General features: G+C 41.9%; 20 protein-coding genes and 1 tRNA gene. 13 read left to right on the forward strand and 8 right to left on the reverse strand.

Annotation, left to right across the window (positions count from 1 at the left end):
* The first annotated feature begins 198 nt into the window (after positions 1 to 198).
* Positions 199 to 798, forward strand: a complete 600-nt coding sequence (gene grpE / locus JMW61_RS04395; protein WP_197128408.1) for a nucleotide exchange factor GrpE — start codon at positions 199 to 201, stop codon at positions 796 to 798.
* A gap of 256 nt (positions 799 to 1,054) precedes the next feature.
* Positions 1,055 to 2,998: a molecular chaperone DnaK gene (gene dnaK, locus JMW61_RS04400; RefSeq protein ID WP_110922170.1), complete on the forward strand. Its 1,944-nt coding sequence runs from the start codon at positions 1,055 to 1,057 to the stop codon at positions 2,996 to 2,998.
* A 217-nt stretch (positions 2,999 to 3,215) separates the two neighbouring features.
* Here the strand turns inward: dnaK and JMW61_RS04405 are convergent, their stop codons facing one another.
* Entirely contained in the window at positions 3,216 to 4,025 is an 810-nt protein-coding gene (locus JMW61_RS04405) for a methyltransferase domain-containing protein (RefSeq protein ID WP_201549758.1), read from the reverse strand.
* A gap of 176 nt (positions 4,026 to 4,201) precedes the next feature.
* The gene (locus JMW61_RS04410) at positions 4,202 to 5,434 is read right to left on the reverse strand and encodes an 8-amino-7-oxononanoate synthase (RefSeq protein ID WP_201549759.1); all 1,233 of its coding nucleotides are present in this window, start codon (positions 5,432 to 5,434) and stop codon (positions 4,202 to 4,204) included.
* A 320-nt stretch (positions 5,435 to 5,754) separates the two neighbouring features.
* Here JMW61_RS04410 and JMW61_RS04415 point away from each other — a divergent pair, with 320 nt between their 5' ends.
* From JMW61_RS04415 to JMW61_RS04435, 5 genes are all read left to right on the forward strand, one after another.
* Positions 5,755 to 6,300: a porin family protein gene (locus tag JMW61_RS04415; RefSeq protein WP_110922173.1), complete on the forward strand. Its 546-nt coding sequence runs from the start codon at positions 5,755 to 5,757 to the stop codon at positions 6,298 to 6,300.
* 97 nt (positions 6,301 to 6,397) lie between these two features.
* Positions 6,398 to 6,937 carry a porin family protein gene (locus JMW61_RS04420; protein WP_201549760.1) on the forward strand — a complete coding sequence of 180 codons (540 nt, stop codon included), beginning with the start codon at positions 6,398 to 6,400 and terminating at the stop codon, positions 6,935 to 6,937.
* 208 nt (positions 6,938 to 7,145) lie between these two features.
* Positions 7,146 to 7,709, forward strand: a complete 564-nt coding sequence (locus JMW61_RS04425; protein WP_194196299.1) for a porin family protein — start codon at positions 7,146 to 7,148, stop codon at positions 7,707 to 7,709.
* Between the two features lie 183 nt (positions 7,710 to 7,892).
* The gene (locus JMW61_RS04430) at positions 7,893 to 8,387 is read left to right on the forward strand and encodes an NfeD family protein (RefSeq protein ID WP_227669182.1); all 495 of its coding nucleotides are present in this window, start codon (positions 7,893 to 7,895) and stop codon (positions 8,385 to 8,387) included.
* Between the two features lie 15 nt (positions 8,388 to 8,402).
* Positions 8,403 to 9,263: an SPFH domain-containing protein gene (locus JMW61_RS04435; RefSeq protein WP_110922177.1), complete on the forward strand. Its 861-nt coding sequence runs from the start codon at positions 8,403 to 8,405 to the stop codon at positions 9,261 to 9,263.
* Positions 9,264 to 9,357: 94 nt separating this feature from the next.
* On the opposite strand, the gene hemN is transcribed toward JMW61_RS04435, so the two are convergent.
* A complete protein-coding gene (gene hemN / locus JMW61_RS04440; RefSeq protein WP_227687414.1) occupies positions 9,358 to 10,821 on the reverse strand; it encodes an oxygen-independent coproporphyrinogen III oxidase in 1,464 nt (487 codons plus the stop codon).
* Between the two features lie 400 nt (positions 10,822 to 11,221).
* Here hemN and JMW61_RS04445 point away from each other — a divergent pair, with 400 nt between their 5' ends.
* A complete protein-coding gene (locus JMW61_RS04445) occupies positions 11,222 to 12,796 on the forward strand; it encodes a YifB family Mg chelatase-like AAA ATPase (protein ID WP_201549762.1) in 1,575 nt (524 codons plus the stop codon).
* A 78-nt stretch (positions 12,797 to 12,874) separates the two neighbouring features.
* Here the strand turns inward: JMW61_RS04445 and JMW61_RS04450 are convergent, their stop codons facing one another.
* Together JMW61_RS04450 and JMW61_RS04455 are read right to left on the reverse strand one after the other, a co-directional pair.
* Entirely contained in the window at positions 12,875 to 13,558 is a 684-nt protein-coding gene (locus JMW61_RS04450) for a phosphoglycolate phosphatase (protein ID WP_201549763.1), read from the reverse strand.
* A 138-nt stretch (positions 13,559 to 13,696) separates the two neighbouring features.
* Positions 13,697 to 14,197 carry a DUF4385 domain-containing protein gene (locus JMW61_RS04455; RefSeq protein WP_201549764.1) on the reverse strand — a complete coding sequence of 167 codons (501 nt, stop codon included), beginning with the start codon at positions 14,195 to 14,197 and terminating at the stop codon, positions 13,697 to 13,699.
* Between the two features lie 179 nt (positions 14,198 to 14,376).
* Between JMW61_RS04455 and JMW61_RS04460 the strand changes: the two genes are divergently transcribed.
* Positions 14,377 to 14,718 carry a hypothetical protein gene (locus JMW61_RS04460; RefSeq protein ID WP_201549765.1) on the forward strand — a complete coding sequence of 114 codons (342 nt, stop codon included), beginning with the start codon at positions 14,377 to 14,379 and terminating at the stop codon, positions 14,716 to 14,718.
* A 232-nt stretch (positions 14,719 to 14,950) separates the two neighbouring features.
* Here the strand turns inward: JMW61_RS04460 and JMW61_RS04465 are convergent.
* Positions 14,951 to 15,026 (reverse strand) — tRNA-Phe (locus JMW61_RS04465).
* A 111-nt stretch (positions 15,027 to 15,137) separates the two neighbouring features.
* A complete protein-coding gene (locus JMW61_RS04470) occupies positions 15,138 to 15,560 on the reverse strand; it encodes a hypothetical protein (RefSeq protein ID WP_201549766.1) in 423 nt (140 codons plus the stop codon).
* 539 nt (positions 15,561 to 16,099) lie between these two features.
* Here JMW61_RS04470 and hisB point away from each other — a divergent pair.
* The 3 genes from hisB (at position 16,100) to JMW61_RS04485 (ending at position 18,248) form a co-directional block, all read left to right on the forward strand.
* Positions 16,100 to 16,747 carry an imidazoleglycerol-phosphate dehydratase HisB gene (hisB, locus tag JMW61_RS04475; RefSeq protein WP_194196305.1) on the forward strand — a complete coding sequence of 216 codons (648 nt, stop codon included), beginning with the start codon at positions 16,100 to 16,102 and terminating at the stop codon, positions 16,745 to 16,747.
* Between the two features lie 188 nt (positions 16,748 to 16,935).
* Positions 16,936 to 17,571: an imidazole glycerol phosphate synthase subunit HisH gene (hisH, locus tag JMW61_RS04480; RefSeq protein WP_201549767.1), complete on the forward strand. Its 636-nt coding sequence runs from the start codon at positions 16,936 to 16,938 to the stop codon at positions 17,569 to 17,571.
* A 287-nt stretch (positions 17,572 to 17,858) separates the two neighbouring features.
* On the forward strand, positions 17,859 to 18,248 hold the full coding sequence (locus JMW61_RS04485) for a hypothetical protein (RefSeq protein ID WP_201549768.1): 390 nt from the start codon (positions 17,859 to 17,861) through the stop codon (positions 18,246 to 18,248).
* Between the two features lie 51 nt (positions 18,249 to 18,299).
* Here the strand turns inward: JMW61_RS04485 and JMW61_RS04490 are convergent, their stop codons facing one another.
* Positions 18,300 to 19,622, reverse strand: a complete 1,323-nt coding sequence (locus tag JMW61_RS04490; protein WP_201549769.1) for a valine--pyruvate transaminase — start codon at positions 19,620 to 19,622, stop codon at positions 18,300 to 18,302.
* Positions 19,623 to 19,971: 349 nt separating this feature from the next.
* On the opposite strand from JMW61_RS04490, the gene JMW61_RS04495 reads away from it, so the two are divergent.
* The gene (locus JMW61_RS04495) at positions 19,972 to 21,474 is read left to right on the forward strand and encodes a serine/threonine-protein kinase (RefSeq protein ID WP_201549770.1); all 1,503 of its coding nucleotides are present in this window, start codon (positions 19,972 to 19,974) and stop codon (positions 21,472 to 21,474) included.
* The last annotated feature ends 9 nt before the right edge of the window (positions 21,475 to 21,483 follow it).

The following is a 21,483-nucleotide window of genomic DNA, read 5'->3' on the forward strand; positions in this document are numbered from 1 at the left end:
TTTACCCTAAAGTAAAAAATCCTTGGTTTTAGGCTTGAAATTTATCCTCATCACCTTTATCAAGCAGCTAGTAAAGCGCATTAATAAAAACAATGAGCAAAATATTTTAAGTATCTAATAAGGTCGCAGTATGACTGGCGATGAGCCTATCTATTGCATCCTATATGAATCGTCATTATTACATTCTAAGGAGCTATCATGAGCGAGCAAAATACCAATCACGAATCTGCTGAGCAAACTGTGGTGCATGACAACATCGGCCATACTGACAGTATTTTAGAAGAAACGATGAAAGAGTTTGATCCACAAAATAATTCAGGCGAAGAGATGACTATCGAAAACGATATCGATCTTGATACTTTTAAAGCGCGTATCGCTGAGTTAGAAGGCGAAGTTAAGCAAGCCAAAGAAACCACTGCTCGTGCTAATGCAGAAGCTTACAATGCACAAAAACGCATGGAGCAAGAAGCTGATAAGAGCAAAAAATTCGCTCTACAAAAATTTGCTAAAGAGCTGTTAGATATCGTCGATAACTTAGAGCGTGCCATGGAAAATGCCAACGCCAACGATCCAGTAGCTGAAGGTGTGCAATTGACGCATAAAGCGCTATTAGCATTACTCACTAAAAACGGCGTAGAAGCAGTTGATCCACAGGGCGAAAAATTTAACGCTGATTTTCATGAAGCCGTTGGTATTGATGCAGACGCTGAAGCTGATACCGTTGGAACCGTACTACAAAAAGGCTATAGCTTGAATGGTCGTCTGTTACGTCCAGCAATGGTACGGGTCGGTCAATAGTATTTAAGCTGATAGTGTTTGAAGCAGTAGTGTTTGAAGTTACGACTTCATTATATAAGCAGCAAACAATCAGTCTTTAATTGTGCTAAACCTCATTATTAGTAAGGGTTTTCACAAAAAGTCACATAAAAGGCAATTTTTGCGTGGCTTTTGACTTGAAAAAATTAATAAGTAAACCGATATATAGCAACAAGTGACCGACTATGGTCTGAACATATAAGTATTTATATTGAAAATAAATTAGGAGCATTTGATTATGGGTAAAGTAATTGGTATTGATTTAGGTACAACGAACTCATGTGTAGCAGTAATGGAAGGTGACAAAGTTAAAGTCATCGAAAATGCTGAAGGCACTCGTACAACACCATCAATCGTCGCTTACAAAGATGACGAAATTCTCGTTGGTCAGTCAGCTAAGCGTCAAGCGGTAACGAACCCAAACAACACGTTGTTTGCAATCAAGCGTTTGATCGGTCGTCGTTTTGATGACAAAGTCGTGCAAAAAGACATCGGTATGGTGCCTTACAAAATCGCTAAAGCAGATAACGGTGATGCATGGGTAGAAATCAACGGCAAAAAATTAGCGCCACCACAGGTTTCTGCTGAAATCTTGAAAAAAATGAAAAAAACAGCAGAAGACTATCTTGGTGAAAGCGTGACTGAAGCAGTTGTAACTGTACCTGCTTACTTCAATGACTCACAGCGTCAAGCAACTAAAGATGCAGGTAAAATCGCTGGTCTTGATGTAAAACGTATCATCAACGAGCCAACTGCTGCTGCTCTTGCCTACGGTATGGACAAGAAGCAAGGCGATAGCACTGTTGCTGTATATGACTTGGGTGGTGGTACTTTTGACGTATCAATCATCGAAATCGCTGACGTTGATGGCGAGCAGCAATTTGAAGTACTTGCAACCAACGGTGATACTTTCCTTGGTGGCGAAGACTTTGACTCAGCATTGATTGACTTCTTAGTCGACGAGTTCAAAAAAGACCAAGACGTTAACCTAAAAGGTGACTCTCTTGCGATGCAGCGTCTAAAAGAAGCAGCAGAAAAAGCAAAAATTGAGCTATCAAGTGCTCAAAGCACTGAAGTGAACCTGCCTTATATTACTGCCGATAGCAGTGGTCCTAAGCATTTGGTTGTTACTATCAGCCGCTCAAAATTAGAAAGCCTAACGGAAGAACTAGTACAACGTACTATGGGCCCTTGTAAGATTGCTCTTGAAGATGCTGGTCTAAAAATTGGTGATATCGATGACGTTATCCTAGTTGGTGGTCAGACTCGTATGCCACTAGTACAGCAAAAAGTACAAGAATTCTTCGGTCAAGAGCCACGTAAAGACGTGAACCCTGATGAAGCGGTAGCAGCTGGTGCAGCTATTCAAGGTGCTGTATTGTCTGGTGACAAAACTGACGTATTGCTACTTGATGTGACGCCACTGACACTAGGTATCGAAACGATGGGTGGTGTAATGACGCCAGTTATCGAGAAAAACACGATGATTCCTACCAAGAAATCACAGGTGTTCTCAACGGCTGAAGACAACCAGCCAGCCGTAACGATTCAGGTATATCAAGGCGAGCGTAAAATCGCTAATCAAAACAAACAGCTTGGTCGTTTCGATTTGACTGATATTCCACCAGCACCACGTGGTCTGCCACAGATCGAAGTAACTTTTGACATCAATGCTGACGGTATCATGAACATCTCAGCAACTGATAAAGGTACTGGTAAAGCACAAAGCATCCAAATTAAAGCGGATTCTGGCTTGTCGGACGAAGAAGTTGAACAAATGGTTCGTGATGCAGAAGCAAATGCTGCTGAAGATGAGAAATTCGCTAACCTAGCGCAAGTACGTAATGAAGCAGATGGCCGCATTCATGCCGTACAAAAAGCACTAAAAGAAGCAGCAGATAAAGTGTCTGATGAAGAAAAATCTTCAGTTGAGACCGCTATCACTGAGCTTGAAGCTGCGGCGAAAGAAGATGATCATGATGACATCAAAGCCAAGCTTGAAGCGTTAGATAATGCTTTCTTACCAGTTAGCCAGAAGATTTATGCTGATGCCGGCGCTGGCGCAGAAGGTATGGATCCAAGCCAGTTCCAACAAGGTGCTGACGGCGCAGCAGATAGCAGCCAAGCCGATGACGACGTTGTTGATGCTGAGTTCACTGAAGTAGACGAAGATAAGAAATAATACCAAATTCAAAAACGCGATTAGCTGCGTCAAACTCGCTTAGTCTACTCAATGTAGTACTTACGCTCGTTTTCCTTGCTACTCAAGTTTTTGAAAATGGTAGAATCGATCATTCGTTAAACTAAAAAACGCATCCTTCGGGGTGCGTTTTTTTATGGCTATTATTTTTACTAACTGTGATTCCTATTATCTACTATTCTTGTCATATACTGCGTGATTAAGGTTTAAACGCACTCACTGTCAGCACCTCATACGTTAAGTTGACACAAGGCTGTCCTGCTTCATCTTGTGCTGAGAAGTGTTGCCAGTAGTCTGATTCAAATTGTTTTAGACGTGACTTTGTCCACATAAAGGTCTGGGTGTTATCTGATTGTACTTGTGTCTGATTGGTCGATACGCCAGTCAGCTTCATATGTTTTAGGATAGCGTAGGGGGTAGGGAAGGGTAGATCAAAGCGCTGAGTTGAGAGTTCGATATTCTCAAAACCTGCATCAACCAATGCTGATTGCCATTCGTCGATATCTGGATAGTAAAGTCCTTGACCGGTTAGCGTCTTAATTTGCAAAAAGTTATTTGGGGTAAAGGTACTGAATATCAGTTGCCCTCCAGCTTGTAGTCGGCGTGCTGACTGCGTGACAAAACTCAATGGATCATCAAACCACTGCACTGCATTAGCACTGACGATTAAACTATGATTTGACTCTAAGTCTATGGTCTCAGCATCACCAATGACGATGTCAGCAATTGGTAGTATGGATTGCAATGTAGCAGCTTGCTCACTACATAACTCATTGATGACCCAGTGCTGGCTTCGGATATGCTCAGCGAGTAGGCGCGTCATTTGACCTGTGCCTGCACCCACTTCTAGCACACTGCTTTGCTTGGTCTGAGCAATATTAGCGAGTAAGTATTGACAGACCTGCTGCTGGATATTGGCATGTTGGTCATAGTCACCAGCACTCGCAAAATGACGAGCGATGTTTTGTTTTCTAGCGCTGAGGTCATCAGGTGTGTCGAGTGTTTTCATAGAGCGTATTACATCCAATTGAGCCAGTTATCAATCGATATAGTCATTCCATTATAAAAATATTACTGCGTTAACCTCGCTTGAAGTATTAAATATACATCTACGTTCGGTTGCCTTGTACTACTTTTAAATTGAATCGACTATAGTAGGACCATCGTTCCTGCTAGAGAGTAGAATTATAACTGTTGTATTAGCCGTTCGCAGTCTTCATTGGTCAGCTTGGCATTCATGACTAAGCGAATACGAGCAGTGTTTTCAGGAACAGTGGGTGGTCTAATAGGCAAGGCGTAGAACCCTGCTGCTTGTAACTGCTGTGCTTTCGCAAGCGCACGTGCATTATCGCCCAATATATAAGGAATGATAGGAGAGTCATAACTGGTATGTTGAGCAGTAGATGACACACGGTGTTGTGGGTCGATAGCCTGGCTAAGTGTGATAGACAATTGCGCTAAATGCATACGTTGCTCAGTTAACTGCGGCATTTTGGCTAAGATAAAGCGTGTCCAAGCATGATTGATAGGGGGCAGTGCCGTACTAAAAATTAGTGGGCGCATCGTATTAATCAGCCATTGTTTGACGACCTCATCACACATGATATAAGCGCCAACTGAAGCGAAGGCTTTCCCAAATGTCCCCACCAAATAATCAATCTCAGCCAATGTGTGGGTTTCTTCCGCCAATCCTAGACCTGTATCGCCAAGCACGCCAATGGCATGCGCCTCATCGACATATAGCTCAATACGAGTGTCATTTGCTTTTAATTGCACCAGCTGAGGTAAGTCGGCGCGGTCACCATCCATACTAAAAATACTCTCAGTGATAATAATGATGCGCTCAACCGTTTCATCTGCTTGCTCAATAAATCTGGCCAAATGCTCGTAATCGTTGTGACGGTAACGACGATAGGTGACAAGTTTGCTTTGGCTCAGACGCAACCCATCGATAATACTGGCATGTACCAGCTTGTCAGCCAAAATAAGTGTCTTGACTGGCAAAGTGGTCAGTGCTGGTAAGATACCAAGATTGGCATGATAGCCACTATTTAGCACCAGTACAGATTTTTCAGTAGCAGTGGTTTGTTGATTTACAGCATTCTGATACCAGCTTTGTAATTCAGCTTCTAATGCTTGCAACTGTATATCATTGCCTGTGAGGAGCCGTGAAGAGGTTGCACTCATTTTAGGGGTCTGTGCAGTAGGTAGCTGTTTTATTTGATTGAGAAACTCAGTTTGCAGCTCGATATCACCGCCCAAGCCGAGATAGTCATTACTTGCAATGTTGAGCAAAGCTTTACCCTCGCTCATAACGTACTGCCCCTTATGTTGCAGGTTTGGCAGTTGACGATATTGTTGATTTGCTTTGAGGTCTTCGAGCGCTACTTGTAGACGATCAGTGATGAGATTAGTCATTCTTTCTTCCTTCATTTTTGTTATTTGACAGTATTTAAGGCATTTCAATCTTGGTTTTTTAGTAGGAAGAGCGTGAAATGAGTAGGGATTATTGCATAAATAGGCTGGTTGTAACAAAAGGTTTCATATCTTGGCCTTTGTAACCCACTCGCTGATGAAAACTTGCAAATCTTAACTCTCATACTATTAAACACTGACAGAGTGTCTGAAATAGTTTGTTACTATTACATTCATCGTAGCAAGCAAGACGATAGGGCTATAAGAGCCAGCATAAATAAATAGATAACTTGTTTGTTTAAATGGATGTTAAGGAGCTAATAATGAAAATTCTACAAAAAACTCTAATCACGCTAGCAGCGGGTTCTTTATTAAGTATGGGCGCACAAGCCGCAACGTCCTATAGCAACGGCTACACTGGTCAACCGTATATCGGTGCCAAAGTCGGTCAGTTTGATTTAGACATTGATAACGCAGATGATCCTACCGCTTATGGTGTCTATGGTGGTTACAACTTCGATTCTACTTTCGGTGTTGAAGCTGAATATGTCGGCTCAGATGACGCTGATTATAGAAACGGCGACCTTGATGCCAAAACTTATGGCGCATACGGTACCGCACGTTATCAGTTCCCAAATACTGGCTTGTACGCCAAAGGTAAGCTAGGTGTGGCTAAGACTGAAGTAGAAGGCGACTATACCAACGGTTTGGTTAAAGTCTCAAACTCTAGCAGTGATACTGGTATTGCTGGTGGTGTAGGTCTTGGTTATTCAGTCAATCCTAATTTTGGTGTCGAAGCTGAATACTCAATGATGGATAGCGATGTAGATGCCAAACTATTGACCGTTGGTGCTCAATTGAAATTCTAAATATTTTTTCTAACCCCTTTTATTGAAGGCTTATCTGATGGGTTTTCCTCATACAGATAATATATACCAATCAAAAATGTAATTTTAAGGAAATAAAATGAAAACTCTACAAAAAACTCTAATGGCAGTAGTAGCAGGTTCTTTATTAAGCATGGGCGCACAAGCTGCTGGTTCTTATGGTAATGGCTATACTGGCCAGCCGTATGTTGGTGCTAAAGTCGGTCAATTTGATTTAGATATCAATAATGCTGATGATCCAACTGCTTATGGTGTTTATGCTGGTTATAACTTTGATCCTAACTTTGGTCTTGAAGCTGAATATGTAGGTTCAGATGATGCTGATTACCGTGGTGGTGATATCGATGCTGAATCTTATGGTGCTTATGGTACTTATCGCCATGCGTTCACAGATACTGGTCTATATGCAAAAGGTAAGCTTGGTGTAGCAAGAACTGAGGTAGAAGCTTCAAATACTAATTTTGCAGGCGCATCTGATTTCTCAGATCATGATACCAGTCTGGCTGGTGGTGTAGGTCTTGGTTATTCAGTAAACCCTAACTTCAACGTAGAAGCAGAATATGACGTGTTGGGTAGCGATACAGATCTTATGACTGTTGGTGCAAACATCAAGTTCTAAATGTTTGACTAGCTGTACAATGTATAAAAAACGCATCCTTTTGGGTGCGTTTTTTTGCTTGCTATAAAAACAGCATGATAATAACCAAAAAATAGTGCATTAAAAATACGGTTCTGTTAGAATCCTGCATCCAACAATAGTTCATCTAAAATGTATACTCTATTAATCCATCTAGACTGCATTTTATTTGCATTCAATAGGAAGATATATGAATACTTTGCAAAAAGCTTTAATCGCATTATCAGTTGGTTCTTTAATGAGCGTGAGTGCTCAAGCTGCCATGAATTATGCAGGCCAGCCTTACGCTGGTGTAAAAGTGGGTCAGTATAGCCCTGATGCAAGCGGTGTTGATGATGCTGTGTCTTATGGCGTTTACGGTGGTTACAAGTTCACGCCAGCGTTCGGTGTAGAAGCTGAGTATCTGACTACTACTGATGCTGATTCTTTTGAAGATGAGTTTGAGAAGAATGAGTACAGCGCAGATGTTTACGGTATATATGCTACTTATGATTATGCATTCCCTAATACGGCACTGTATGCTAAAGGTCGTTTAGGTATCGCAAAAAATGAAATTGATGTGGATTACACAGATAAAGAAGATTCTAGCGAAAATGATAGCTCTAGTTTTTCCGATACTGGTATTGCAGGTGGTTTAGGTTTGGGTTATAACCTTACTCCTACGGCTTCTTTTGAAGCTATGTATAACATCTATCCTGAAGTTGACGATTTGGATGTTGGTGGTTTCAGCTTAGGCGCGCACTTTAAGTTCTAATTGGCTTGCAAAGAAATAAAAAACGCATCCTTTGGGGTGCGTTTTTTTGCGTTAAATTTTTATAACTTCTCTCATGTTTATTAAGCTGTGAACATCATAGATTGATGATTTTTAAGAAGTTATGAATACTAAAAGTGTGTTACATTGAAAGTTAGAATATCAAAGATAAGAGGTATCGCAGCGATGGACATACTTTGGATGATTGAACCTTGGCATTGGCTCGTTTTAGGCTTTATATTGCTGATTGTTGAGATGTTTGTGCCCACATTTGCAAGCCTATGGTTTGGTGCTGCTGCTATCATTGTTGCAGCCCTTTCATGGTTATTGCCGATTTCAGTCTTTGTTCAAGTGATTATTTGGTTGGTGTTATCGGCTATATTTCTGTTGGCATGGTTCAAATTCATTAAGCCGTTATCGATAGACCGTACCAAAGCAGGTTTGGGTGGCAGCGTTATCGTTGGCGAAACTGGCATGATTATCGTACAGCCGCAGCCAGATAGGGCAGGTACCGTCAGATTTAGTGTACCTATTGTTGGTGCTGCTGAGTGGGTATGCCGCACGAGAGGGGAACAAGTAGCAGTCGGTGATAGAGTGGTCGTGACCGATATCGTCGGCAACGAGTTGATTGTGAGCAGTATGAAATCGCAGGCAGCGATGAATAATAGTAAACAAATATAATAATAGGGGTGGGTTATGGGAAGCTTTAGTATTGTCATGTTGGTCTTGGTGGCACTGGTGGTGTTTACAGTGTTTAAGGGTGTTCGCATCGTACCGCAAGGCTACAAATGGGTGGTGCAGCGCTTGGGGAAATATAGCCAAACGCTAGAGCCTGGGTTAAATCTGATTATTCCTTTCGTCGATGATGTCGCCTATAAAGTGACGACTAAAGACATCGTGCTTGATATTCCATCACAGGAAGTCATTACTCGAGACAACGTGGTGATTATCGCCAATGCAGTGGCTTACATTAATATCGTACGCCCTGACAAAGCAGTATATGGCATCGAAGATTATGAATATGGTATTCGCAATCTGGTACAGACCTCATTACGCTCAATCATCGGTGAGATGGATCTGGATAGTGCCTTGTCGAGTCGCGACGAAATCAAGATGAAGCTAAAGCATGCAATCTCAGAAGATATCGCTGATTGGGGCATCACGCTGAAGACGGTAGAAATTCAAGATATTAACCCATCGCAAACTATGCAAGCGTCAATGGAAGAGCAGGCGGCGGCAGAGCGTCTACGTCGTGCCACAGTGACGCGTGCTGATGGTCAAAAGCAAGCGGCTATCCTAGAAGCCGATGGGCGTCTCGAGGCCTCACGCCGTGATGCTGAAGCGCAGGTAGTGCTAGCGAGAGGCTCAGAAGAGTCGATTCGTTTGATTACCAACGCCATGGGCACAGAAGAGATGCCGATTGTTTACTTACTTGGTGAGCAGTATATCAAGGCAATCCGTGAACTGGCTGAATCTGATAACTCAAAAATGGTGGTGTTACCTGCTGATATTTTAAGTACCGTAAAAGGTATGGTGGGTGATAAGTTAAAAGTGTAGTAACTATTATTTCAGATAAAAAAAGACCTCAAGCGAGGTCTTTTTTGCGCTATAAACTCAGAGTTGCTTTCTAAAGTTATTTTTTAAAGTTGCTTTAAATCACTTTCGAAAAACGATCTTTATGTTTTGTTTCCAGATATTCATCAAAGACCATCGCAACGTTTCGACCCAATAAGCGTCCACGTGGTAAAACACGAATACCAGCCGCATCCATATCGATGAGTCTATCGTCTTGCATGGCACCGAGCTGTGCTATTTCATCAATAAAATAAGTAATAGCATCGATACCGAATTTCTGATTCACATCTTTAAAATCAACATAGTCATGACAGAGCAAGTTCATAATGACATATTCACGCAGACGATCTTTAATCGACGTCTTGATTACTTTTACCGCTGGCATGACAGTAGGATTGATTTTTGCCATATCAATATTGGCTTGATAGGCTTGCAGATCCGTATCATTCTGTAGGATATAGCGGGTACTGGCATTGGCAATCTGACTGATAGAAGAAACACCGAATCCTAATAGGTCGCAGTCACCCATGATGGTATAACCTTGGAAGTTACGATGTAATTTGCCCTCGCGCTGTGCGACAGCGAGTTCATCATCAGGCTTGGCGAAATGGTCAATACCGATATATTGATAGCCCGCTTCGCTCAACATATTGATAGTATTGCCAAGCATTGTAAGCTTCGCTGCTGGATTTGGTAGGTCTTCATCTTTGATCTGACGCTGCGCTTTAAAACGCTCAGGCAGATGCGCGTAGTTAAATACTGACAGACGATCTGGTGACATCTCTATGATGCGCTGTACCGTTTGGTTAAAGGTATCAGGCGTTTGATGTGGTAAGCCATAAATCAAGTCGATGTTAATAGAGTGAAAGCCAAGTTCACGCGCCTCGTTGAGGACGTTCTCAATCAATTCTGCGGAATGCACACGATTGACAGCGATTTGTACGGTTTCATCTAAATCTTGCACACCTAAGCTGATACGGTTAAACCCAAGGTTACGCAAAACTTTTAGCGTATCTTCACTCAGCTCGCGTGGGTCAATCTCAATAGAGTAATCACCTTCATCTTCGGGCAAAAATTCAAACTGAGTTTGTAAAAATTCCCACAGCTGAACCATCTCTTCGTCACGCAAAAATGTGGGTGTACCACCGCCCAAATGTAGCTGCTTGACCAACGGCTTGCTGCTACCTTCAGGCGCCGATAATAAGCGACGCTTGTGCTTAATTTCGGCAATTAAGTACTGTAAATAATCGCCTGAGTCGCTATTCTTTTTAGTGATAATTTTATTGCAAGCACAGTAGTAGCAAAGGTGACGACAGAACGGAATATGAAAATATAGAGACAGTGGTGCACGTGCTTCACGGTTCTGCAGAATTTTGGTCTCAAGACTGTCAGCGATTGGCGTGAACTCTAAAGCCGTTGGATAAGAGGTATATCGTGGTCCGGAACGATTGTATTTATTGATAATAGCTTCATCAAAAGCAGGTAGATGTTTGCTCGTAATACTGCCACGCGTACTGGCATAAGGGTTGTCTGGTTGCATGACAGGACGTGTCGTGGTCGGCTGATCTCCGGCACGATTGTAAGGCTGCTCGATATGGTCAGCACTGTTAGAATTGTTTTGTTCTGAATGTTCTGTCATGCGATATTCCTCGTTTTGACCATATACATTGCTAGGATTTATGGGGTTCAAGGATAGCAATTGAAACCGTTCGTTTATGACCACCTTTCTAGCAATATTTATGTCTAAATAGACAGTGGCTAGTATAACAAATCCTTGTTAGTAGTGGGGTGAATGAATAGGTCTTTTAGATAAAACGTACAGGTATCATTAGATAATAACTGGCTCATTAATTATTGGCGCTCATGACTCAAAACACGACATTTGCGTACCTATGTGTAATCCTCTATTATCGAGAGAGCCTCTCTATCAGGAAACACTTATGTCGTTTGCTCAAGTCTATACCCGTTCAGTCGTCGGTCTGCACGCACCAAAGGTCATTATTGAGGTGCACTTGTCGCAAGGTTTGCCTGCATTGACCATTGTCGGTCTACCAGAAGCCGCGGTACGTGAGAGTAAAGACAGAGTCCGTTCTGCGATATTGAATTCTGGATTTCAGTTTCCCAATCGCCGTCTCACTATCAATTTGGCCCCTGCTGATTTGCCCAAAGATGGCGCAAGGCTAGATTTACCGATTGCTATCGGTATCTTGGCAGCCAGTGATCAGCTCGATCCAGAAGTGTTATCAGGGTTTGAGTTCATCGGTGAACTAGCGCTAAACGGAAATCTGCGGCAAGTGACAGGTAGCTTGGCAGTGGCTAGAGCAATTAAAGCGGAGCGATTGGCTGTGAAGTCATCGAGTAGTAATGAGCGACGACTAGATGAGCAGCAGCCAGCAGCAGAGTTAACATCAGTCAAATTAATCGTGCCAATAGATAATGGAGCAGAAGCCAGCCGTGTCGAGGGAGTAGAGGTATTAGGTGCGCAAAGTCTCAAAGCCGTTTGCGACCACCTACAGTCGCTAGCGAATCCAAGCATACCCAATGAGTCTTTGACAGTCGTCACACCCAGCCCAGCACCGCAGCATGTTGGTTATCAAGTGGACTTGGCTGATGTCAAAGGTCAGCATCATGCAAGGCGTGCACTGGAAATAGCCGCAGCAGGTGGGCACTCGATATTATTTACAGGGCCGCCCGGTTCAGGCAAGACACTAATGGCATCGCGTCTACCGACTATTTTACCTGACCTTAGTGACGAAGATGCGTTAGAAGTAGCCAGTACTTATTCAGTCGCAGACAGCGATTATGACTATGGCACACGACCGTTCAGGCAAGTTCATCATACGATATCAGCCGTGGCACTGGTTGGTGGTGGCTCACGCCCGAAACCTGGTGAGATTACCCTTGCGAATAAAGGTGTGTTATTCCTTGATGAATTGCCAGAGTTTGATCGTACGGTGTTAGAGGTATTGCGTCAACCATTGGAAGCCAAGCAGATAACCATTAGCCGTGCTAACTCACAAATGACCTTTCCTGCCAACTTCCAATTAGTCGCAGCGATGAATCCCTGTCCATGTGGTTATGATGGCGATACATCAGGGCGTTGCCGCTGTCGACCCGAGCAAATCAAACGCTATCAAGACAAGCTATCAGGACCGCTATTAGATCGCATTGATTTGCATATCACTGTGCCCGCTTTACCGATTGCCGACTTGCAAAATGCTCAGGCTGGAGAAAGCTCTGAACAAGTGCGGGTTCGAGTCATTGCCGCTCATAAGCATCAGATGCAGCGACAGCAAAAGGTCAATAATGAGCTAAGTCCTAGCGAGATTGACAAATATATCCAACTAGGAGAGAGTGAGCAGCAGCTATTACAACTTGCTCAGCAGCGTCTGAATTTATCCGCGCGTGGCTATCATAGAGTATTACGAGTAGCGCGTACTATCGCAGACCTTTCTAATAGTGTAGATATAACGAGTGTCCATGTATCTGAGGCACTCAGTTATCGTAGCAAATAATCGTACTTATCTAAGCCAGTGTTCACAACTATCTTATTACTATACTATAGATATGACGCATGAGAGGTGAAGTATGGGTTAAGCCTTGTCTCTCATAATCCAAGTCACCAAATCAGCGAAACCATCAAATGCTTCGGTCGGATTCAACTCACGAATATCTTGTCCATAGTTATAGCCATAAGACAGTCCAATCGTGTCCATATTGGCGTTTTGTCCGGCTAAGATATCGTTTCTAGAATCACCAATCATAACGGCTTGTTCTGGAGCGACGTTCAACGCTTCACAGACATGCAATAGCGGTGCCGGATCAGGTTTTTTAGTCGAGAGGCTATCACCGCCTAATACCTCGCTGAATAAGTCATGCCAGCCAAATGACTGTAATATCTTCGGTACAAAAAGAATGGGTTTATTGGTTACTAATGCCAGTGTATACCCTGCATCTTTCAGTTTTTTCAGTCCGCTATCGACATCTGGGTAAGCGACGGTTTTGCTGCCACTGAGGTTTTTATAAGCATCAAAAAATATTTGCTCTGCGTGATCGCCTTCTTCTTGCGTTAACTCGTTTTCTAGCACTTTTACCTTACCCACTAGCGCGCGCTCGACCAATAATCTTGAGCCATTGCCTATCCAGTTGCGTATCGTTTCGATAGGGTAGGTCTTTTTGCCCAGCATGGTTAGCATAGCGTTGGTCGCATCAGCTAAATCGGGCACACTATCAATGAGTGTTCCGTCAAAATCAAAAATCAAAAGTTGCTTATCCATTATTCCTCGCTATTTGAAACAGTTGTATTTGTTATGTGGGTTACATTACGCTTAATGCCATACCTTAGCATAGTCGTATTTTAAGGCTACAGAATTCACATTTTTAAATGTTTAGCAGACCCGAATGAACAGAAGCAATCATTCGACATCTTTATAACGTTCACGATGTTCTTTTTTCATTCTTAAATAATCTTGATTCTCACGACACTCATCCCATTTTTGTTTAAATATGCGTGCAGATTCTGCTTTGATAGGGTCTTCTTCTTGCCGTGGTAACTCTTCACGCCCATGCGCACCGCTTTGGCCTTTTTTATCATCAGGGACAGCACCTTTATATTTTTTGCCACCTTTATGATTGGCATAGCGGCGGGCACGGGTATAGCCCATTTGAATAAATTTGCGTGCCATATCCGCACCGACAAAGTCATCGTTAGCCAAATAATCTAAGAACATCTGATAAATAGTGTCACTACTCTCGGTCGCAATTTTAGGATCGGCAAAGCGCCAGTGTGGTAGTATTTCTGATTTGTATGGTTCAACCAATAAAACGCCTTGCTCACCACGACCAACACGATACAGCTCGGGCTGCGCGCGCAAATCTAGGTTTTGGTAGTCTAAGTCGTAATCAAACTCTCTCATAACGTTACCTGCTAAGGATATCGGTATTTAACATGTCCTAGTATACTGAGCCGGACTGTTGAAAAAACAGCCTATAAATGTTGTTCAGCTGTGACTGTCAGCGTTATAGTCTGTCTATTATAAAACCGCTTCAATACTATCGCGGGTTGAAGATATTACTTATCAGGAAGCTAATCATCATGAATAAAATAACGACTACGTATTCACGTTTTATGCGGTTATCACAAAATATTTTCATGATGTCAGCGGTACTGATAAGCATGCTAATCTCTAGTGCAGCTCATAGCGCTTGGTTTGAGGGTTTGATTCCAAAGGGGGAGACATACACGGTACGCGAGATAGATCGTGATTTGGCATTTGTGATTGATGGATTTATTTATGATGCGCGCACATCTTGTTTCTTAGCAGTGGGCGATCGGGTGATATTTTTCGAAGGACGTCATGGTATTGATTACCGTGCGACGGTTTATGATTTGGACTCGCGTGAGCGTTGTGAGTTATTATTAAGAAAGCGTTTGTGATAAGTAAGAAAGCGCTTATAGTCATTCCACTATAAAAATATTACTGCGTTAACCTTGCTCGAAGTATTTAATATACATCTACACTCGATTGCCTTGTACTACTTTTAAATTGAATCGACTATACAACAGTGATCTTAAATACACCTAAGCATGCTACCTAAACATAAAAAGCCAAACATAAAAAAAGCCCCAAACATAAATGTTTGGGGCTTTTTAGAATTCTTAAACGAGATGGTGGCTCGAGGCAGGTTCGAACTGCCGACACACGGATTTTCAATCCGTTGCTCTACCGACTGAGCTATCGAGCCGTCTTCGTTGAGGCGCTATTAAACTAAATATACGCACTGCTGTCAAGTAATTTTTGCATTATATCTGATAAAAGACGGTAAATAGTCAAAATTAAACATTCTCGTCTCAGTTTAGTCTTTGACACGCAGTAGCTCATACTCGCTCATAATACGATGAATATCCGTATCTGCAGGCACAAACTCACGCACGCCTTTTTTTACTTCGGCATCATAGACCAGTTTAATGAACTTGGCATCTATAGCACGGCCGCGGTTCTGTTCATGCACCGTTAGATATTGCAAACGCTTGGCATTGGTCTGACCATCATCAAAACAGGCAACTGCAGCGATCGGCTTGTCATTGAACATACCGACGTATAGAATTTGTCCACGTTTAAAACCTTGCTCAACGAGACTGAGTACATCGGCGCCACTGGGCTGAGTATCATCGCTATCGTATAAGGCATGCAAGCGCTCAGAGAGTTCATTATCGCGTGCAGGTTTTTTAATCAGTGGTGCATCCAAACTATTGATGGCGATCGCTTCTAAAGGCATAGCAGTTCCTATAAACAGAGGGTTTCTATGATGTGAGACATCATAATGTCATAGAGTGTGATGTCGAAAATTGTCGTGTTATAGCATTAGCGTGCGTCATGATTGGTAATACTGAACACACTATTTTAGCAGAATGAGGTAATTTTGTGCGTGGTTTACCGCTTGGACATAGCAGTAAATGTTAGGTTTTGCTATGATGAAGACAGACAATGCCTAGGGCGTGTCCTCAATTCAATCGATAGTCATCTAAATGGGTTAAAAATGGCTAAATCTTGCCAAACGGCGTCAAATAACTGACTAATATCTCGATATTATCTGCGCTATTTTCCTTGTTTGACTGCAATTTATCTCATTTTTATCACCATTTTTAAAGTGAGGACACGCCCTAGTAGGCATAAACCCTAATATTATTCATATCATACGTAAACATTGATAGATTTTTTAAATTTTTCATCATTTACTTATTTAAAGACTCGGGCGTGTTTTCGTCCTATTTTATTGACCGCTTTTCACTGATAAAAAACTGATAGAGAGTAGCCATGACAGCCAATGCAACTGAGCAAAATGCACCAAAAAATGCAAACTTACACGGTCGCCCTGAGCGTATCGCCACCGTTGAGCGTATCACTGCTGAAACGCAAATCACTTGTACCGTCAATCTGGATGGGACTGGTCAAGGCACGGTAGACACTGGCGTACCTTTTTTGGATCATATGATTGATCAAATCAAGCGTCACGGTTTGTTTGATTTGGACATCAAATGCAACGGCGATACCTTTATCGACGACCACCATAGCGTCGAAGACACTGGTATTACGCTTGGTCAAGCATTTAACAAAGCATTGGGTGACAAAAAAGGCATCCGTCGCTACGGGCATTTTTATGCGCCACTCGATGAAGCGTTGACTCGCGCTGTTGTCGATCTATCAGGTCGCCCTGGTCTACACATGGATATCCCTTTTACCCGCTCGCACGTCGGCCGTTTCGATGTTGATTTGTTCAGTGAGTTTTTCTATGGCTTCGTCAACCACTCGTGGATGACCGTGCATTTGGACAATCTCAAAGGTAAAAACAGCCATCACCAAATTGAGTCGACCTTTAAGGCTTTTGCTCGTGCACTGCGCATGGCTTGTGAATATGACGAGCGTGCGTTGAATACCTTGCCATCGACCAAAGAGGCTTTCTAAGGCGTATTTAAGGCTCTTCTACAAGGTCAGTTAAGAGGGTCAGTCAAGCTTGCCGTACTAGCTGTACAGCCTGTGCTTGACTTCCTTGTAGCAAAACCTTATCTACACCTTGGCAATAGCCAACAATATAAATGGCTAACGATACAAATAGTACAGTAGTCAAAATATTTAAAAATGAGAACCAATCGATGACCAAAATTGCACTATTAGATTATGGTATGGGTAATTTGCATTCCGCCAGTAAAGCATTGTCAGTGGTCGGGGCAGAAGTCTCTATCACCAATGACCCCAAAGTCGTTGCTGCGGCAGACAAGATCGTCTTCCCTGGTGTCGGTGCTATGCGCGACTGTATCGCTGGCATGCATGATGCTGGCATTGATGATGTCATACGTCAGGCGATATTTAATAAGCCCGTCATGGCCATCTGTATAGGCATGCAGGCGTTGTTTGAGCAGTCAGTTGAAAATGGCGGTACAGACTGTCTTGGCATCTTAAAAGGCACGGTAGAAGCCTTTGACCCTACGTGGAAAGACAAGCAAGGCGCAACCATCAAAGTACCGCACATGGGCTGGAATACCATCAGCGGTATGGATTTTGATCATCCATTGTGGAATGGTATTCAAGACAACGCGCATTTTTACTTTGTGCACAGCTATTATTGCGAGCCTGCCAATCCCTCACAAGTGGCTGCCATTTGCGACTATGGTCAGCCATTTTGTGCCAGTGTCATCCAAGACAATCTGTTTGCGACCCAGTTCCATCCAGAGAAAAGCCATACCGCTGGCTTGCAACTGCTAAAGAACTTTGTAGAGTGGAATGTGTAAGATAGACGATAAACGTGAATTGAATATTTAATTCAGCAGTAAGGTAGATTATCCATTGTATAATCTGCCTTTTTTGTTCTCAGATTTTATTATCAGCTGTCAATTTTTAGCCACCACTTTTTAGTCATATTGTTTATAGTCGATTCAATCTAAAAGTAGTACAAGGCAACCGAGTGTAGATGTATATGTGATACTTCAAGCGAGGTTAACGCTGTAATATTTTTATAGTGGGATGGCTATAGTGATACCCTCAGTTGTTTTCTACTGGCTTATATTTGGAATATATAGTGGATTTTACCGCCTTTAAAATGAGTATTATTGAAGCGACAGGACTGGCTAAAGATGCCCTGCATATTTATGTTGGTATCGGTGCTTATTTCCTATGTTTAATGCTACTGCGTCCTATCTTTAAAAAGCAAGGTATCAGATCTTTTATCGCCTTAGTGATAGTAACTTGCATTGCTTTATTAGGTGAGTATTTGGACAATCGAGAGACAATTGAGTCGCTTGGTTTGGCTGGTTTAAGCCGTGACCAGATTACCGCGAGCATCCGTGATTTGATCAATACCTGTCTACTGTCTTATGTGCTTTATGGCTTAAATAAATGGACGAAGATATTTCATCCAACCAGCAAACCTGCCTCACTGACCAAACGACATAAAAAAACGGACTATTAATAAGTCCGTTCTTTGATTTTGCTATTTGAATTTTGATTCTAGTAGCTAATCTTATTTTTTAGCTTCATCATACAACTCACGCACCACTTCACCAATCGCTTTGATACCATCAGTGAGTGTCTGCTCGTCAGCCGCGATACTCATACGAATACACTCATGCGCGTGCTGATAATCGCTAACATCGACACCAGGGAAGAAATATTCGCTTGGTACAATGAGCGTGCCTTTTTCTTTGAGGCGCTCGTATAGCTCAAGCGTACTAATTGGCAAGTCTTTAAACCACAACCATAAGAATATCGCGCCTTCAGGCTTATGAATCATCAATGGATAATCACCCAATGCTTCTTTTAACAGCTTCACGGCAAGGGTCGCCTGTTTTTGATAAAACGGCTTAATCTCATTATCAGCTAACTGCTTGATACGATCGTTTTCTACCAATGGCGTGGCAATCGCTGCACCAAAACGCGTCGGGGCTAGATTCACCACCGCATTCATCGCGCTGACGGCTTCGATGACTTTCGCATCGGCCACGATAATACCCGTACGCATACCGGGCAGGCCAATTTTAGACAGGCTAAAGCACAGAATCGTATTGTCATCCCACGTCAAATGCGCGTCTGAATAGATGATATTAGGGAAGGGCATACCGTAGGCATTATCGATGATAAGAGGGATGTCATAACGTTTGGCAATCTCGGCCAAATGCGCCATTTCTTCATCCGTCAGCACATTGCCAGTAGGGTTGGTCGGGCGTGAGCAGCAAATCGCGCCAATACGGCCTTCTTTTAGCGCTGGCAAGTTCTCTAATGCGTCAAAATCGACACGATATTTAAAGAAACCTTCCTCACCTTCATGCGTCACTTCATCGATATGTGGCAATACGGCTGCGAAATGCTGACCTTCGACATGCACGTCGCTATAGCCGATATACTCAGGGGTCAATGGCAATAGAATGGATTTGTCTACAGCTCCATTCTTTTCATCAGCGAAAGCGCCGCCAAATAGATTAAACAGATAGAAAAACGCATTCTGTGAGCCATTGGTCAAGGCGATATTTTCTGACGTCAGATTCCAATCGTAATGACGGTTAAAGAAGCCAACCAGAGCATCGATAAAGGCTGAGTCACCTTGCGGATTAGAGTAATTCGCCATGCTGATAATAGCGCTACTATTGGGCACGCCTGCATCATTATCATTACCAAGCGCTTTATACGTTTCTAAAAATAGCTCATTGACGGCATCAATTTTGGCGGGGTTACCACCGCCCAGCATGTTGACTGGCTGATCGCTTTTTAGCGCATCGCCCAAATCATCCATTAATTGTGAGATGCCAGTGGGCTGGGTAAATTTTTGACCGAACTTTGAGAATTTCATAAGACTACCATGCTGTTTTGGAGGATGTTGTAAGAAGGGATTTGATTGATAAAAGTTAGGCTAGTATAGCAAATGAGGGCTAGGTAATCGCCCCAATAAATCAGCAAACTGCATGGCTGATATTGGTTTATATTCTGATACATTGAATGAAGCAAAAAACGCCCTCTAGATGAATAGAAGGCGCTTCTAAGATAAGCTGAGCCTGTAGAATTTAAATTCGCCTTGAGATGAGTAAGTCAGCTATAACACTGTAAATACTCATGGTAAAATTTTAATGTAGAAAGAAATTCCTTAGTAGTCTCTACTTCAAATTTTTCAGAGCTAAACCAACAGAACTTTAAGGATTGAAATGCTTGATATTAACGATATAGTACATTTCAACAATGATGAGTACACCGTTTCTAGCTTCTTAGGACAAGGTGGAATGGGGCATGTCTTTCTTATTAAAGAAAAAAATGGAACGAAGAAGTATGCTTTGAAAACTTTACAGTATTATTTAGAAGATACCGACACTTATCGTTCTCTCATTAATGAGTGGGAACTTGCTCAAAGCATCAGGCATGCAAATGTTATAAGTTACAGAGGATTTGATGATGGAACAGCTTCTAAAACGCCATACCTTATTATGGATTTGGCGGAAGATGGTTCTTTACAAGATTTCCTGAATGTGCAAAAAAAGATGTTGGACGAACAGCTTTGCTTGAACATTTTTCACCAAATTATTGATGGAATGGAAGCGATTAATAAGGTCTTAGTTCATAGAGATATTAAGCCAGATAATATATTTATCAATAATGGAGTTTTTAAGATTGCTGACTTCGGTTTAGCTAAAATCATACAAGATAAAACGCGCTATAAGACGTTTAAAGGATGGGGTACTGAGCCTTACATAGCACCAGAAGCTTATAGATTTGAAAAAAACACAATTCAAATGGACATGTATTCAATTGGTTTGGTGTTTTTCCAGATTGCAGGAAGAGAGCATGCTCTTGGAAACCCTAAAGATTGGGAGACAGCGCATCTTATGACTGTGCCAAAGGCTTTAAATAAGGTAAATAATAAGATATCTCCTAAAGTGGCTGAAGTTATCAATAAGCTTATCGAAAAAAGACCTAAAGATCGTTATCAAAACTGGAATGAAGTTAGAAATGAACTAAATGTTGCGACCGATAATAATAAGGCCAGTTATAGAAATTCGGTAAACAAGCTTTTAGATAAGAAGCTATCAAAAGACTTACAGATAAAGGAGGTAGAGTCTCAGAAAACTCTAAAAGATATTGAATTACTTAGAAGAAAAGGTATTGTGAGCTATCAATTTGAAAAAGTAATAAGAACTCCTTTGGAAGATTTTCTGACTCAATTGAATCAAACGGTAGCTCGTTCTGAGTCAGCTGAACTTGTCTATAATCTAGCTGATAAAATACATGACATAAATTTTTCATTTGATGGCAAAAAAGTAGGTATCTGGTTCAGTGCAATAGACCAGTCTGATGAGTTATCTTTAAGCTTACTAAAACATCTTGGAGTTGCGAGTTCAAATATATTAAAACCTCTCATGCCTAAATTTCGACATAAAGTAATATTAGCTTGGGGTGCAGTCAATTTTTCGAGTGGTAAAGGATTTAATTTGTTACTAGTGCAATCTGATGAAGATGAATATGGAGATTGGGTTATTTTAAAAAACAGTGAGATATTTCTGTTTCCAAATGATGATAAAGTTGAGCCTTTTGCATTTGACCGTAGCCAGCTAAGAATATCTATCTATTTGATAGATTCAAACCATAAATATAAAACAGAAGTCGATTTTATAGAAAGACAAGATTTGATGGATTTAATTACTGATGGTTTCTGAGTCTCTTTA

The sequence above is a fragment of the Psychrobacter fjordensis genome, assembly GCF_904845995.1.
Classification (GTDB): domain Bacteria; phylum Pseudomonadota; class Gammaproteobacteria; order Pseudomonadales; family Moraxellaceae; genus Psychrobacter; species Psychrobacter fjordensis.